The organism is Thermopolyspora sp. NPDC052614, from assembly GCF_040678635.1.
In the GTDB taxonomy this organism is placed as follows: Bacteria; Actinomycetota; Actinomycetes; order Streptosporangiales; family Streptosporangiaceae; genus Thermopolyspora.
Genome location: NZ_JBFATZ010000015.1, coordinates 18,769 through 33,204, shown reverse-complemented (window position 1 = coordinate 33,204; position 14,436 = coordinate 18,769). Strand labels below are relative to the sequence as shown.

Sequence of the window (14,436 nt, the reverse complement as noted above, 5' to 3'; positions counted from 1 at the left end):
TTGGAGCAGCGTGACCATGAGCTCACCGCCGAGCCCACGGATACCGAGCCTTTGAGGGTCGCGCTGCTGTCCTACCGCAGCAAGCCCACGTGCGGCGGCCAGGGCGTCTACCTGCGCCATCTCAGCCGCGAACTGGTCGCCCTCGGCCACCACGTCGAAGTCTTCTCCGGCCAGCCGTACCCGGAGCTCGACGAGGGCGTGATCCTCAACAAGGTGCCGAGCCTCGACCTCTACCGCGACGAGGACCCTTTTCGGACCCCGAAACTCGACGAATACCGTGACTGGATCGACTGGCTCGAAGTCGGGACGATGTGGACGGCAGGCTTCCCCGAGCCGCTCACCTTCAGCCTGCGCGCCTACCGGGAGCTGAAGCGCCGCGTCGGCGACTTCGACGTGGTGCAGGACAACCAGACCCTCGGGTACGGCGTGCTCGGCATCCAGCGCCACTTCCCGGTCGTCGGCACGATCCACCACCCGATCAGCGTGGACCGCCGCATCGAGTTGGAGGCCGCCGAGGGCTGGAAGAAGCTGACGATGCGCCGCTGGTACGGGTTCGTCCGCATGCAGAGCCACGTGGCGCCCCGGCTCAACCCGATCCTCACCGTGAGCGAGTCGAGCCTCGCCGACATCCACCGCGACTTCAACGTGCCCCAGCGCAACATGCGCCTGATCCCGCTGGGGGTGGATACCCGATATTTCCATCCACGCCCCCACCTGCCGAAACGCCCCGGCTCGATCGTCGCCGTCGCCAGCGCCGACTCCCCGATGAAGGGCGTCGCCACGCTGCTGCACGCGGTCGCCAAGCTCGCCACCGAACGCGACGTCAACGTGACCGTGGTGAGCCGCCCCACCCCGGGCGGGCCGACCGAGCGGCTCGTGCAGGACCTCGGGCTCGGCGACCGGGTCAGGTTCGTGCACGGCATCAGCGACGACGAGCTCGGCGAGCTCATCGCCACCTCGGAGATCTCCGTCGTGCCGTCGCTGTACGAGGGCTTCTCGCTGCCCGCCGTCGAGCACATGGCGTGCGGCACGCCGCTGGTGGCGAGCCGTACGGGGGCGCTGCCCGAGGTCGTCGGCGACGCCGCCGTCCAGGTCGCGCCGGGCGACGCCGAGGAGCTCGCGGCGGCCCTGCGCCGGCTGCACGACTCCCCCGCCGAACGCGAACGCGTCGGCAAGGCCGGTTACGACCGCGTCATGGAGCGCTTCACCTGGCACGTGGTGGCCAAGCGCACGGTGGAGGCCTACCGCGAGGCGATCGCCGCCCGCGCGTCCAGAAAGGGAAACCGCTAAGTGCTGACCGTCGACTTCGGCCGGCTCCCGGTGGGGCCGGGTCATCGTGTGCTCGATCTGGGCTGCGGCGGCGGCCGGCACGCCTTCGAGGTGCTGCGGCGCGGCGCCGAGGTGGTCGCGTTCGACCAGGACGCCGCCGAACTGGAGAAGGTCGCCGGGATGTTCGCCGCCATGGGCAAGGCGGGCGAGGTCCCCGACGGCGCGAGCGGCACCACCGTGACCGGCGACGCGCTCGACATGCCGTTCCCCGACGCCTCCTTCGACCGCGTCATCGCCGCCGAGGTCCTGGAGCACATCCCCGACGACATGACCGCGATATCCGAGATCGTCCGGGTGCTGAAGCCGGGCGGCATGCTCGCCGTCACCGTGCCGAGCTTCCTGCCCGAACGCATCTGCTGGGCGCTATCGGAGGACTACCACACCGCCCCCGGCGGCCACATCCGGATCTACACCCTCGCCGAGCTGAAGGCGAAGCTGAAGTCCGCCGGGCTCAGGGTCGGCTGGCACCACCACGCCCACGGGCTGCACTCGCCGTACTGGTGGATCAAGTGCGCGGTGGGGGTGAACAACGACGACCACCCCCTCGCCAAGGCCTACCACGACCTGCTGGTGTGGGACATCATGAAACGCCCCGCCGCGACCCGGCTCGCCGAGACGCTGCTCAACCCGCTGATCGGCAAGAGCGTGGTCGTGTACGCGCGGAAGCCCGCATGACGGCCCCGGTGCCGGCCGTACCGGGGATCATCACCGCCGACCAGATCGTCGCCACCGCGAAGAGCATCGCGGCCGTGCAGGACGCCGACGGCGGCATCCCCTGGCCCGAAGGACACATCGACGCCTGGAACCACATCGAGTGCCTGATGGCACTCACCGCCGCGGGCTTATCCGCCCCGGCCCGCGCCGGCTACGACTGGCTGGTACGGCACCAGCGCGACGACGGCTCCTGGCCGATGAAGCTGGTCAACGGCGTCGCCGTCGAACACGGCGGCGAGAGCAACCACGCCGCCTACATCGCCGTCGGCGTCTGGCACGAACTCCTCGTCACCGGCGACGAGGACTTCGCCCGCGCGATGTGGCCCACGGTCACCCGCGCCCTGGACTTCGTCGTCGACCTGCAAACCCCCCGCGGCGAGATCGTCTGGGAACGCACCGCGACCGGCCGCCCCGCCGACTACGCCCTGCTCACCGGCTGCTCCTCCATCCACCAGAGCCTGCGCTGCGGCGTCCTACTCGGCGAACGCCTCGGCGACCCCCGCCCCGACTGGGAACTCGCCGCCGACCGCCTGGCCCACGTACTCACCGCCCACCCCGAGGCCTTCGCCGACAAAAGCCTCTTCTCGATGGACTGGTACTACCCTGTCCTCGGCGGCGCCCTACGCGGCCCGGACGGCATCGCCCGCCTGGAAAAGGAGTGGGACGTCTTCGTCGAGCCCGGCCTCGGCATCCGCTGCGTCTCCGACCAGCCCTGGGTCACCGGCGCCGAGTCCTGCGAACTGGTCCTGACCCTCGACGCCCTCGGCGACCGCGACCGCGCCTTACGCGTCTACGCCGACATGCAACACCTACGCCACGAGGACGGCTCCTACTGGACCGGCTGGCAGTTCGTCAACCGCCGCCACTTCCCCCACGAACGCTCCGCCTACACCGCCGCCGCCGTGATCCTCGCCGCCGACGCCCTGTCGAACACCACCCCCGCCGCAGGCATCTTCCGCGACGTGAACGCCCGATCGCTTCCCACGATCGCCGACCCGGCCGCCTGCGGCTGCGAACTGGTCCACTCGCACTTCTGAGGCGACAGCGCACGGCCGATCGAGGCTGGTTTGTCAACTAAGGAGTGGGATGAGGTGAATGACCTCGATCGCCTCGTAGATGGCGCCGATGACGAGCAGGGCGATGACCAGCGGGTAGAGGCGGACCGTGGTCACGAAACTTGCCGTCTAGCCAGCCCATCGCGAGGGCAGTCCGCAGACCTTGTGCTGGAGCGACTCCTGTAGCCGGGAAAGACGGCGGCGACGCCCCATGGCGATGGCGAACAGCCCATAGGCCGGACAGCACCGCCATCGAGATCAAGCTGCCGATCAACAGCCCGAGGGACACCAGGCCGATTATCAGCGGCCTTCACCAGGGCCTCGACGAGGACGGCCTGGGCCGACTCGCCGCCTACCTGGCAACCACCGCCGCGTCGCGCAAACTGAGCCGCGACGTGCACTCTGACACGGGGGCGGAGGCGAAGGCCGACAGTGCAGTCGGTTGAGCATATTAAGTAGTGGTAGCGTCACCCTCTGTGACTCCCCCTGCTCTGCGTACTCAGCCGCACCGTGACGACCCCCATGAGGTGGTCTTCTTTCGAAGGCATCAGGACGACGATCCTGCGGAATCGATCCCTGGACACGCCTTCCTCACCCGATGCCCGACCAGTGTGCGAGCCAAATTCGCGGCCGTGCTGGTCGCTGTCGCGACGGCACCGCCCTGCCGATTCTCGGGAGGCGGCTATTGGGAGGCCATGCGCTCTGAGATGGCGGGATACTTTGAGGTTCGTCTCGATGGCCCTAAGCCCAGCGGCGGGAGGGGCCGTCATCATTACCGACTGTACTGTTTACTCGATTACGAGGCGAAAGATTCGGACAAACCGCTTCTCGTCGTAATCACCGGACTCGACAAACCTTTCCGGACGACGCTCTCGCTGACAGATTACGCGGCCGTGCGGAAACTCGGCGAAGAGTATCTGGCTCGCAATCCTCGATCGATCGCTTGAGTCAGACGCTATGCGGACACCGCTCGCCGGCCAGAGGTTCGCATCCCGGCGATCCTTTCCACGTCGATCCCCGTCGCCTTGCCTGAGCGCAGCGGCGCGGTGACCGTCGCCTGATCCGCCGGCGAAAGAGGTTCGATCGAGATCCTCAGCCCAAGCGCGGCGGCGAGAGCCGCTAGCGTTCCCAGCGTGGGGTTGACGTTGTCGGCGGAGAACAGGCGCCGCACAGCGGCCGGTTCGGCGCCAATGGCGCGGGCCAGCGCCGCCTTGGACAGCCCTGCCGACACTCTGGCCTCATCGAGGGCGTTGATGATGGCATCGGTCGCGGCGATCCTGACGGACTCCGTGACGTACTCCCGCAGGAACTCTGGATCCTCCAAGTCACGCCGCAACGTATCCCAGAACAGTCCAGCCACGAACTCACCTCCTCTCGCAGAGTAACATATAAGTTACGCTAACGCAGCGCGACCGACGGGCGACTTCGAGTCCACCCCGCAACGGGCAGTACGTCGATCAGCGGCACATGGCCACCGCCAGCGAACCGCCGCAGTCACGCGTATGAGCCGGCGATGGACATAGGCGATCAAACTCCCACTCGGGCCGGAGGACGGGCCGGGGCCGCACCTGAAACTCGCGGCCACCTGCTTAAATCGAGAGTCACGACATGCTTGCGCTGTGTAATCTGTCGAGGCAGGAGTCCCCCCGTGAGGTGTGCCATGTCTCTTGGTCCCAATCCCATCGGTCGGCGTCGCCGTCTGGGTGCTGAGCTCTGCGACCTGCGCCAGGACGCCGAGATCGATCCTGATGAGCTGGCGAGGCAGCTCGGCTGGCCTAAAGGGAAGGTACGGCGGCTGGAGACCGCCCGTGTCCGGCCTAATCTCGGCGAGATCATGGACCTGCTCGACGCTCTGGGGGTCACCGGGCTGCGCCGAGACTACATTCTGGAACTGGCCCGCGAGGCCGCTCACTCACTCGGCTGGCGCGACGCCTACGACGACCCCGCCCAGCACGATCAGCACACCCTCGCCGAGCTGGCCAACACCGCACTGGAGTTGTGGGATTTCCAGCTCACGCTCTTCCCCGGACTACTGCAATGTCCCGAGTACGCCCGCGCCCGCTTCGCCTCCCGCCCCAGCCTCGGCCAAGCGCCAGTCGATGTCGAGGCGGCGGTCCACGCTCGAATGGCACGCCAGCAGGTGCTCACTCGTGAGACACCGTTCCACTACGACGTCATCCTCGACGAGACGCTACTGGTGCGTCACTGCGGTCCCCCCGGCACGCGCACCGCACAACTCGACTACACCGTCCGTCTGGCCGAGCTGCCCACGGTCACGGTCCGCGTCCTGCCGTTCGACCGGCCCATCGCCAAGCACTATCTGCCCGCCACGTCCTTCGTCTACTTTCGGCTGGCCGACCCGGTCGATCCCGAACTGGTGGTGCTGGACATCATGCCTGGAAGCCTCATATTGGGGGACAAGGAGGATGTATCCCACTACAAGCGGCTCTTCGACCGGCTCCGCGCGGTGGCGTTCTCGCCTGAGGACTCCCTAGCGCTGCTTCGAGAGGCCCGCGACAACCCAGAGGAGGGCCTCTAAATGCGCCCCAATCCCCCGGCCACCGCACGCTGGCGGAAAAGCAGCTACAGCAATGAGCAAGGCCATTGCGTCGAAGTCGCCGCCTGGCGAAAGAGCAGCCACAGCAACGCCGAAGGCCATTGCGTCGAGGCGGCGAGCGGCCCGGATGCCGTCGCCGTCCGCGACAGCAAGAACCCCAACGGTCCTATGCTCATCCTCACTCCGGCCGCTTGGCGTGCCTTTCTCCGCTCCGTTCGCGCCTAATTATGGAAGTCATCCTCGCCGCCGACGCCCTTTCGAATACCATCCCCGCCGCCGGGATTCTCCGCGACGTGACCGCCCGCTCGCTGACATCTGCGACGTGGCTACCCGCGCGCTGACATGCCCACGACACGGTTGCCTGCGACTGCAAACCGGCGCGCTCCCGCGTCTAGGGCGTCAAGACGATCCTGCCGAAGACCTCGCCGTCGTCCATCATCCGGTGTGCCACCGCAGCCTCGTCCAAGGGCAGCACCTCATGGACCACCGAGTGCACTTCACCGCGGTTCAGCGCAGCGAACTGCGCGGCCCGTACGGCATGCTGGTCGGATTTCGCCACGGTGTCGGCGCTGAAGGTGGCGAACGTCAGCGACCTCTGGAACGCCGCCATCATGGCCGCGCCGAAGTCCGCCGGTGGCCAGCCCGCGACCGCGCCGACGAGCGCCAGGCGGCCGTTCGGGTTGAGTCTGCCGAGGAAGGCGGGCAGGTCCGCGCCGCCGACGATGTCGACGATGACGTCGTAGCCCGCGAGCCCCTCCCCCGCTCCGGAACGGTCCAGCACGTGGGTCGCGCCGAGCTTGCGCAGCCGCTCGCCATGCTCGTCCGACGCGGTGGTCACAGCCACCGCCTCGGCACCGCCCCGAGCCGCGAGCTGCACCGCCATGACCCCGATGCCCCCGGCCGCGCCGCGTACCAGCACCGACTCGCCGGGCGCGAAGTGGACATGGGCCAGGGCGAAGTGGGCCACCACCCCCGAGCCCCCGACGGTCACCGCGTCGGCCGCGGACAACCCCTCAGGAAGCGGGACGAGGTCCGCCACCGAGGCAACCGCCTGCTCGGCATAGCCGCCGCCCAACCCGGTGAACGCCCATACCCGTCGCCCGATCCACGAGGCGTCGACACCGTCGCCGACCGCGGTCACGGTACCCGCGACCTCGCTGCCGAGAACGAGGCCCTCCCGGAAACCGAACTCGCCGAGCGTGCCCCGCCGGATCACGGCGTCCACCCCGCCGACTCCGATCGCCTCGGACCTGATCAGCGCCTGCCCCTCGGCGAGCGCCGGTTCCGGGAGATCCACGACCTGCACACCTTCCGGGCTTCCGAACGCCTGGATCACGACCGCCTTCACGGTCATCCCCCTCCCCACCAGTTCAAACGCGACGGTTAGGACGCTAATCGGACACCCCCGTCCGAATGCCTAAAGTGAGAGCGATGACCGATCGATTGCCTCACATGCTGCGTGCGGACGCCCGGGACAACCGCGAGCGCATCCTCGGCGCGGCCCGCGAGCTCTTCGCCGCCGAAGGCCTGGACGTACCGACGCGCACGATCGCCCGGCACGCCGGGGTCAGCCCCGCCACGCTGTATCGCCACTTCCCGACCAAGCGCACACTGGTCACCGAGGCGTTCGCGGAGGAGATGCGCGCCTGCCAGGCCTCCCTCGACGAGAACTGCGCCGACCCGGACCCCTGGCGCGGCTTCCGCCGGTTGATCGAACGGGTCTGCGAGATGCAGGCGCGCAACCAGGGCTTCACCGATGCGTTCCTGGCGCAAGGTCCCGTCACGGCCGATCTCGCAGCGGCCCGGGAACACGCGTTCAAGTCACTCGCCGAACTCACCAGACGCGCCAAGGCCGCCGGTCAGCTGCGCCAGGAATTCACCCTGACCGACCTCATCCTCATGCTCCAGGCCCACAGCGGCCTCCCCTCCGCCTCCACCCCCGCCCGCCTCACCGCCTCCCGCCGCTACGCCACCCTGATGATCCAGGCCTTTCAGGCCCCCGAGCCTGCTGGAGGCGTTCGGCATTCGGTGGGGGTGCGGCCGGTCATGTTGGCGAGCTCTACCGATTCGGTAGGCGACTACCTTGCGTGACCGTGATCAGCAGCGGGGAGCGCACGCCGAGGTGGGCGCAGGCGTCGGCGATGACCTCGGCCAGCCACCCGGCGGCGTCAGGCGACCGCTCCGCGAGCCGGCCGCGCAGCACTACGCCGTGCAGGGGCGGGCCGTTCCAGAAGCCGTCGTCGAACGGCGGGGCGAGAACGTCGTCTCGGCCGGTGACGTCGTACGACTCGCAGGTGAACACATCCTGCTCCAAGTGGCCGAGAAGGTCGGTGAGCCGCCCGGCGACAGCGGGAACCGACAGGTCGCGACCGCTGTTGACGCCGACCTCCACCGGTGTCCGCCCTGCCGGATCACACTCGGCGAACCACCCGCGTGTCCCCATCGACGGTATGACCGCGTACGGGGGGCGGGCGGAGGCGTCGATGCCCTGAACCGGTAGCAGGATCTGCGACACCGACACATCCGGCTTACCGGCCCGCGTCATCGCCTCCCAGGCGCACCGCAGGAACGGCTGCACCGGTAGTGGCCGGTCGCCGGCGACCGCCGCCGCCTCCACCTGGAACCACGCGATCAGTCCCGCGCCGGGAGCGGCCAGCGGGTGGTCCCACCCGGCGTCGTTCATGGCCCACAGGCCAAAGGCGCCGACCGGCTCGCCCTCTCCCCCCGATGCCGACTCATCGAGCCAGCCCATGGCGAGCGACCGCTGGTAGAACAGTTGATAGGCGTCGTGTTCCGGGTCGTGCCACGGGTGCCGGACCAGCCGGCCGTAGAAGGCGGCGGCCATGGTGCCCGCGGACCGGCGGCCCGCGGGCGCCATGGTCGGCTGTGCGGGGACGCCACGCACCTGCATACGGGTTCCCCTTACCTCGTCGCTGTGACGTACCTCACGCTAGAACACCCGGCAATCGACGTTTGCCTGGTGGAACGGCTTCTCGGCGGTGTCGGCCTGGCCGACCACGTCGACGTCCACGTGATCGCGCCACGACACCCTCACCGCATCATGGCAGTCAGGGCGTGCCACCGTGCGCCAGGCGCTCCCGCCGCCGGGCTTGAGTTCCTTCATCGGCGAGCAGGCTTTCTGTCGCCACGCATCCGGCAACGGCGGGGACAAATTACTCGGGTGCGGGCGGACGGGAAGCGGTCGGCCAGCGTATGCGGCAAATTGTCCATGCCCGTTCGGATTGTGGGTGTTTTGCGGCTAGCCGTGGACACGCTCCAGCACCCGCAGCGATCCCTGGACCCGTACCTCCTGGAACTCGTCTGATGCGAGGGCGCGGAGATAGATCCGGTACGGCGCCTGCCCGCCGTCGGCCGGGTCGGGGTAGATGTCGTGGAAGACGAGCGCGCCGCCCGGCATGACGTGTGGGGACCAGCCCTCGTAGTCCTGGGTGACGGGCTCCTCGGAGTGGGCGCCGTCGATGAAGAGCATCGCGAGTGGGGTGTTCCAGTGGCGGGCGACGAGTTCCGAGCGGCCGACGATGGCGATGACCTCGTCTTCGAGGCCGGCGGCGGCGATGGTCTGGCGGAAGAACGGCAGGGAGTCCATGCGGCCGAAGCGGGGATCGACGAGTTCGGGGTCGTGGTGCTCCCAGCCGGGCTGGATCTCCTCGGAACCGCGGTGGTGATCGACGGTGAAGACGACCGAGTTGGTGAGGCGGGCGGCGGCTCCGAGGTAGATGGCCGACTTGCCGCAGTAGGTGCCGATTTCGCAGATCGGGCCGAGCGGGCCGTACCTGAAGGCGGTTTCGAAAAGCGCGCGGCCTTCGTCGGCGGGCATGAAGCCCTTGGCCTGCTCGGCGGCGGCCAGCAGGTCGGCGGGCATCTCGGGTGCGGCGGTGCTGTCGGTCATGAATCCTCCCCGGGCAGAACAATATTCCAGCGGTCCCTTGTCGCGCCGAACGGAATCATGTTCTACTTTCCGCGTGAATCAGCGCGCTCGCATTGCGATGACCGATGACGAAGTGGCCGCCTTCATCGCCGAGGCTCGGAAGGTCCAGCTCGCCACGATCAACCCGGACGGCACGCCGCACCTGGTGACCATGTTCTACGGCGTCCTGGACGGCCGGATCTGCTTCTGGACCTATGGCAAGGCCCAGAAGACCCGCAACCTCGAACGCGACCCCCGCATCACCTGCCTGGTAGAGGCCGGCGAGGACTACGACAAGCTGCGCGGCGTCATGGTGTACGGCACGGTCGAACGCCTCGACGACCCCGCATCCGTCCTGACGATCGGCACCGAGGTGGCCAGGCGCATGACCGGCCTGGACGACGTCGAGCCCATGCGCGACCACATCGAGCACACGGCCCGCAAGCGGGTCGCCTTCGTCGTTCATCCGACGCGGGTGGTCTCCTGGGACCATCGGAAGCTGACCGCCTCAGGGCAGGAGTAGCGTTTTCTACGGTCCGACGACGTACCGTAGAGCGAGGAGAACAAGATGAAGGTGACGGTCGACGAGCTGGTGTGCGAGGCGAACGGCGTGTGTGTGGGGCTCGCGCCGGAGGTCTTCGAGCTCGACGACGACGACAGGCTGCACATTCTGCTGCCCGAACCGCCCGCCGAGATGCGCGACCGGGTGCGCCACGCCGTACGGTCGTGCCCGAAGGCCGCCCTGACCCTGGAGGAGTAGAGCGAGCTGGAGTTCCATGACTCCACAGCTCTACAGATACCTAAGTCATCATGTGGGCTGGCACAATGCGCGGCTTTTCTGGGACGCTCGGTAGCGGCTGACACCCGCCGGTAGTCCCCGACACGCTGGAGGTCCAGGTGGAGCAGCAGGCCAACTGCACGGTCCTGTACCTCGACGGAGAGATCGACACCTTTGTGGCCCCCAGAGTGCGCGAGTGCATCGCCGACGTGTGGGCTCAGACCTCCACCCCGCTCGTCGTCATCGACCTGGCCAGGGTGACCTTCTGCGACGCGGCGGGCGTCAAGGCCCTGCTGTTCGCCCTGAAGATCATGCAGGCGACCAACCGGCGTCTGGTACTGTGCGGCGTCGGCAGGCGCATGGAGCTGCTGCTGCGGGTGAGCGGGGTGAAGGATCTGTTCGAGGTGCACGACAGCGTCGAAGACGTGCTCGACGACCTCTTTCAGCAGAGCTGGCCCCCATCGGCGGTGCCCGGCGGGCGCGCCTTCAACTGACGGGCGTCCGGGAGAGGCGACCGCCACAGCGAGTGAGAGTGAGGGGCATGCGGCCGTACGTGCTGCTGAGTTGCGCCATGTCCATCGACGGCTACATCGACGACACCTCGCCCGAGCGGCTCCTACTGTCGAACGCCGACGACTTCGACCGCGTCGACCAGGTACGCGCCGGCTGTGACGCGATCATGGTCGGCGCCGGGACGGTACGGTCCGACAATCCCCGGCTGCTGGTCCGCTCCCCGGACCGTCGCCGGGAACGCGTCGAGCGCGGCCTGCCCGAGCACCCGATCAAGGTGACGCTGACCGCGGGCGGCGACCTGGACCCCGAGAGCGCCTTTTTCACCGCAGGCGACGGGGAGAAGCTCGTGTACGCCTCCCCACCGGCCGCCCGCCGGCTCACGCCGCTGCTGCAGCGGGCGACGGTCATCGACACCGGCGGGGCCGGAGACTCGGTGGACCTCGGCCTCGTCCTCGACGACCTCGGGCGGCGCGGCGTACGGCGGCTCATGGTCGAGGGCGGCGGCGGGCTGCACACCCGCTTCCTGCGCCACCGGCTCGCCGACGAGCTCCAACTCGTCATCGCCCCGGTGTTCGTCGGCGATCCCGCCGCGCCCCGGTTCGTGCTCGACGGCGGCGGGCTCCCGTCCGGGCGGCTCAACCTCACCGAGGTCACCCGGATCGGCGACGTCGTCCTGCTGCGCTATCTCCTGCGCTGAAGCCGGGCAAGGGGGTCGCATGAACCAGCATCAGGGGCCGGACGACCGTCGCCGGCTGGCACTCGCCTGCGATCTGGCACGCCTGTGCCCGCCCTCGGACACCGCGTTCTCGGTCGGCGCGGTCGTCGTCAGCGCGGACGGCGAGGAGATGGCGCGCGGCCACTCCCGCGAGCGGGACCCGCACGAGCATGCCGAGGAGGCCGCCCTCGCCAAGATCGATCCTGCCGACCCGAGGCTCACCTCGGCGACCGTCTACAGCAGCCTGGAGCCGTGCGGGCGGCGCAAGTCCCGCCCCCTGACCTGCGCCGAGCTGATCATCGCCGCCGGGATCCGCCGGGTGGTGTTCGCCTGGCGGGAGCCGGCGGTGTTCGTCGAGGGCACCGGGGCCGGGCGGCTCGCCGCGGCGGGGGTCACCCTGGTCGAGATCCCCGACCTCGCCGACCGCGCCCGCGAACCCAACGCCCACCTTCTTTCTTAGATCGGTGGCGTCACCAGGTAGAGGTCACGGTCCAGGTCGCTGCCCCAGGCCGAGTGGTTGTACGAGGGCCGGCGGCAGGTTTCGTCCCGGGCCTGCGGGATCGGAGGCCGGTGCCTGGCCGCGACCTTCGCGTACGGATCGAGGCCAGGCACGCGGCGCCCGTCATCCCCGGCTCATCGCCGGCCGGTCACTCGGAGGAGAACGCGGCGTCGAAGGCGGCCGACGGCGGGGTGATGGCGTTGAGACGGCGGATGTACGCCAGCGACTCGGGCGCGCCGTCCAGCCGGTCCATGCCGGCGTCCTCCCACTCGATGGAGATCGGGCCCTCGTAGCCGATCGAGTTCAGCGCGCGGAAGCAGTCCTCCCACGGCACGTCGCCGCGCCCGGTGGAGACGAAGTCCCACCCCCGCCGCATGTCCGCCCACGGCAGGTGGGACGACAGCCGGCCGCGCCGCCCGTCGCCGACGCGTACCTTGGTGTCCTTGCAGTCCACATGGTAGATGCGGTCGGCGAAGTCGAGGATGAACCCGACCGGGTCCACCTGCTGCCACACCATGTGCGAGGGGTCCCAGTTGAGCCCGAAGGCGGGGCGGTGGCCGATCGCCTCCAGGGTCCGCACGGTCGTGTGGTAGTCGTAGGCGATCTCGCTCGGGTGCACCTCGTGCGCGAAACGCACGCCGACCTCGTCGAACACGTCGAGGATCGGGTTCCAGCGGTCGGCGAAGTCCTGGTACCCGGCCTCGATCATCGCGGGCGGCACCGGCGGGAACATCGCGACCGTGTGCCAGATCGACGAGCCGGTGAAGCCGACGACCGTGGAGACCCCGAGCAGGGCCGCCGCGCGGGCGGTGTTCTTCATCTCCTCGGCGGCCCGCTGCCGTACGCCCTCGGGATCGCCGGAGCCCCAGATACGGGCGGGCAGGATGCCCTTGTGCCGCTCGTCGATCGGGTCGTCGCAGACGGCCTGGCCGACCAGGTGGTTGGAGATCGTCCACACGCCCAGGTTGTACTTCTCCAGCATTTCGCGCTTGCGCGGGACGTAGGAGTCGTCGGTGAGGGCCTTGTCGACCTCGAAGTGGTCGCCCCAGCAGGCGATCTCCAGCCCGTCGTAGCCCCACTCGGCGGCGAGCCGGCACACCTCCTCGAACGGCAGGTCCGCCCACTGGCCGGTGAACAGGGTCACGGGTCGCGTGCTCATTCGTCCTCCTCGACGTTGGTCCAGTGGCTGTGCGCGGCGGCGCTGCGCTCGACGGCGGCGAGCACCCGCTGTACCCGCAGGCCCTCGGCGAACGACGGCGAGGGGTCGGCGCCGGTGGCGACGGCCTCGAGGAAGTCCCGGGCCTCGTGGGTGAAGGTGTGGTCGTAGCCGAGGCCGTGTCCCGGGGGCCACCAGGAGCCGACGTACGGATGGTCGGCCTCGGTGACGATGATCCGCCGGAATCCGGCCTCGCCGCCGGGGAGCGTGTTGTCGTGGAACCACAACTCGTTCATCGCCTCGAAGTCGAAGGCGAGGCTGCCGAGCGAGCCGTTGACCTCGATGCGCAGCGAGTTCTTGCGGCCGGTGGCGAAGCGGGTGGCCTCGAACGAGGCGAGCAGCCCGCCCTCCATGCGGCCGATGAACAGCGCCGCGTCGTCCACGGTGACCGGACCGGTCGCCGACGCCCCTGCGGCCGCCGACAGGCCCGCCGACTCCTCCGCCAGCGGGCGCTCCTTCACGAACGTCTCGGTGATCGCCGAGACGCCGGTGATGAGCCGGCCGGTGATGAACTGGGCGGTGTCGATGATGTGCGCGCCGATGTCGCCGAGCGCGCCCGAGCCCGCCTTGTCCTTCCGCAGCCGCCACACCAGCGGGAAGTCCGGATCGACGATCCAGTCCTGCAGGTACTGGGCGCGCACGTGCCGCAGCTCGCCGAGCCGCCCGTCGGCGACGAGTTTGCGCGCGAGGGCGACCGCGGGGACCCGCCGGTAGTTGAAGGCGACCATGCTGCGCACGCCGCGGGCCGAGGCCCGCTCGGCCGCCTCCGTCATCGCCGCCGCCTCGGCGACGGTGTTCGCCATCGGCTTCTCGCACAGCACGTGCTTGCCCGCCTCAAGGGCGGCGATGGCGATCTCGGCGTGCGAGTCGCCGGGCGTGCAGATGTCCACGATCTGCACGTCGTCCCGTTTGACCAGCTCGCGCCAGTCGGTCACGGCGGCGGACCATCCCAGGCTCGCCGCCGCGGCCTCCGCCTTCTGTTTCGACCGCCCGGCCAGTACGGCGAGCGCCGGCCGTACCGGGAGGTCGAAGAAGGCCGAGACGTTGCGCCAGGCGTGGGAGTGGGCCCGGCCCATGAAGGCGTAGCCCACCATCCCGACGCCCAGCGTGTTCCCCGAGTTCGATGCCACGT

20 protein-coding genes are annotated in these 14,436 nt (G+C 69.2%); 12 read left to right on the top strand and 8 right to left on the bottom strand.

All coding sequences use genetic code 11. From position 1 onward, the window contains the following. The 4 genes from AB0K60_RS27350 to AB0K60_RS27335 all read left to right on the top strand — a co-directional run bounded on the left by AB0K60_RS27350 (position 1) and on the right by AB0K60_RS27335 (position 4,045). On the top strand, positions 1–1,290 hold the full coding sequence (locus tag AB0K60_RS27350) for a glycosyltransferase family 4 protein (protein WP_364060983.1): 1,290 nt from the start codon (positions 1–3) through the stop codon (positions 1,288–1,290). Continuing rightward, the gene (locus AB0K60_RS27345) at positions 1,291–2,004 is read left to right on the top strand and encodes a methyltransferase domain-containing protein (RefSeq protein WP_364060980.1); all 714 of its coding nucleotides are present in this window, start codon (positions 1,291–1,293) and stop codon (positions 2,002–2,004) included. Then, positions 2,001–3,080, top strand: coding sequence for a prenyltransferase (locus tag AB0K60_RS27340; RefSeq protein WP_364060977.1), 1,080 nt, complete (start codon positions 2,001–2,003; stop codon positions 3,078–3,080). Before AB0K60_RS27345 ends, AB0K60_RS27340 begins: the two co-directional genes overlap by 4 nt. A gap of 650 nt (positions 3,081–3,730) precedes the next feature. Further along, positions 3,731–4,045 carry a hypothetical protein gene (locus tag AB0K60_RS27335; protein WP_364060974.1) on the top strand — a complete coding sequence of 105 codons (315 nt, stop codon included), beginning with the start codon at positions 3,731–3,733 and terminating at the stop codon, positions 4,043–4,045. 8 nt (positions 4,046–4,053) lie between these two features. Here AB0K60_RS27335 and AB0K60_RS27330 read toward each other — a convergent pair whose 3' ends face one another. After that, entirely contained in the window at positions 4,054–4,458 is a 405-nt protein-coding gene (locus AB0K60_RS27330; protein ID WP_364060971.1) for a helix-turn-helix domain-containing protein, read from the bottom strand. Between the two features lie 300 nt (positions 4,459–4,758). Between AB0K60_RS27330 and AB0K60_RS27325 the strand changes: the two genes are divergently transcribed. Then, entirely contained in the window at positions 4,759–5,637 is an 879-nt protein-coding gene (locus AB0K60_RS27325; RefSeq protein ID WP_364060968.1) for a helix-turn-helix transcriptional regulator, read from the top strand. Further along, positions 5,638–5,880 carry a DUF397 domain-containing protein gene (locus AB0K60_RS27320; RefSeq protein WP_364060965.1) on the top strand — a complete coding sequence of 81 codons (243 nt, stop codon included), beginning with the start codon at positions 5,638–5,640 and terminating at the stop codon, positions 5,878–5,880. Positions 5,881–6,046: 166 nt separating this feature from the next. On the opposite strand, the gene AB0K60_RS27315 is transcribed toward AB0K60_RS27320, so the two are convergent. Next, positions 6,047–7,009 carry a zinc-dependent alcohol dehydrogenase family protein gene (locus tag AB0K60_RS27315; RefSeq protein ID WP_364060962.1) on the bottom strand — a complete coding sequence of 321 codons (963 nt, stop codon included), beginning with the start codon at positions 7,007–7,009 and terminating at the stop codon, positions 6,047–6,049. A gap of 77 nt (positions 7,010–7,086) precedes the next feature. Here AB0K60_RS27315 and AB0K60_RS27310 point away from each other — a divergent pair, with 77 nt between their 5' ends. Further along, the gene (locus AB0K60_RS27310) at positions 7,087–7,746 is read left to right on the top strand and encodes a helix-turn-helix domain-containing protein (RefSeq protein WP_364060959.1); all 660 of its coding nucleotides are present in this window, start codon (positions 7,087–7,089) and stop codon (positions 7,744–7,746) included. On the opposite strand, the gene AB0K60_RS27305 is transcribed toward AB0K60_RS27310, so the two are convergent. The 3 genes from AB0K60_RS27305 to AB0K60_RS27295 form a co-directional block, all read right to left on the bottom strand. Continuing rightward, entirely contained in the window at positions 7,715–8,566 is an 852-nt protein-coding gene (locus tag AB0K60_RS27305) for a hypothetical protein (protein ID WP_364060957.1), read from the bottom strand. The genes AB0K60_RS27310 and AB0K60_RS27305 overlap by 32 nt on opposite strands. A 39-nt stretch (positions 8,567–8,605) precedes the next feature. Beyond that, positions 8,606–8,779 (bottom strand): hypothetical protein, encoded by a 174-nt coding sequence (locus AB0K60_RS27300; RefSeq protein ID WP_364060954.1) that lies wholly within the window; start codon positions 8,777–8,779, stop codon positions 8,606–8,608. 135 nt (positions 8,780–8,914) lie between these two features. Next, complete coding sequence (locus AB0K60_RS27295) at positions 8,915–9,565, bottom strand: class I SAM-dependent methyltransferase (protein WP_364060951.1); 651 nt, start codon at positions 9,563–9,565, stop codon at positions 8,915–8,917. A gap of 97 nt (positions 9,566–9,662) precedes the next feature. Between AB0K60_RS27295 and AB0K60_RS27290 the strand changes: the two genes are divergently transcribed. The 5 genes from AB0K60_RS27290 to AB0K60_RS27270 all read left to right on the top strand — a co-directional run bounded on the left by AB0K60_RS27290 (position 9,663) and on the right by AB0K60_RS27270 (position 12,049). After that, a complete protein-coding gene (locus tag AB0K60_RS27290; protein WP_364060948.1) occupies positions 9,663–10,106 on the top strand; it encodes a TIGR03618 family F420-dependent PPOX class oxidoreductase in 444 nt (147 codons plus the stop codon). Positions 10,107–10,151: 45 nt separating this feature from the next. Then, positions 10,152–10,343, top strand: a complete 192-nt coding sequence (locus AB0K60_RS27285; protein ID WP_364060945.1) for a ferredoxin — start codon at positions 10,152–10,154, stop codon at positions 10,341–10,343. A 125-nt stretch (positions 10,344–10,468) separates the two neighbouring features. Next, a complete protein-coding gene (locus tag AB0K60_RS27280) occupies positions 10,469–10,855 on the top strand; it encodes an STAS domain-containing protein (RefSeq protein ID WP_364061399.1) in 387 nt (128 codons plus the stop codon). Between the two features lie 47 nt (positions 10,856–10,902). Further along, positions 10,903–11,571 carry a dihydrofolate reductase family protein gene (locus AB0K60_RS27275; RefSeq protein ID WP_364060942.1) on the top strand — a complete coding sequence of 223 codons (669 nt, stop codon included), beginning with the start codon at positions 10,903–10,905 and terminating at the stop codon, positions 11,569–11,571. Between the two features lie 19 nt (positions 11,572–11,590). Continuing rightward, positions 11,591–12,049, top strand: coding sequence for a deaminase (locus AB0K60_RS27270; RefSeq protein ID WP_364060939.1), 459 nt, complete (start codon positions 11,591–11,593; stop codon positions 12,047–12,049). On the opposite strand, the gene AB0K60_RS27265 is transcribed toward AB0K60_RS27270, so the two are convergent. From AB0K60_RS27265 to AB0K60_RS27255, 3 genes are read right to left on the bottom strand one after another with little or no spacing between them, the layout of a single operon-like run. Next, positions 12,046–12,201: a hypothetical protein gene (locus tag AB0K60_RS27265; RefSeq protein ID WP_364060936.1), complete on the bottom strand. Its 156-nt coding sequence runs from the start codon at positions 12,199–12,201 to the stop codon at positions 12,046–12,048. The genes AB0K60_RS27270 and AB0K60_RS27265 overlap by 4 nt on opposite strands. A gap of 35 nt (positions 12,202–12,236) precedes the next feature. Next, the gene (locus AB0K60_RS27260) at positions 12,237–13,247 is read right to left on the bottom strand and encodes a sugar phosphate isomerase/epimerase family protein (RefSeq protein WP_364060933.1); all 1,011 of its coding nucleotides are present in this window, start codon (positions 13,245–13,247) and stop codon (positions 12,237–12,239) included. Beyond that, the gene (locus tag AB0K60_RS27255; RefSeq protein WP_364060930.1) at positions 13,244–14,434 is read right to left on the bottom strand and encodes a Gfo/Idh/MocA family oxidoreductase; all 1,191 of its coding nucleotides are present in this window, start codon (positions 14,432–14,434) and stop codon (positions 13,244–13,246) included. The genes AB0K60_RS27260 and AB0K60_RS27255 overlap by 4 nt, the downstream gene beginning before the upstream one ends. Between the last annotated feature and the right edge of the window lie 2 nt (positions 14,435–14,436).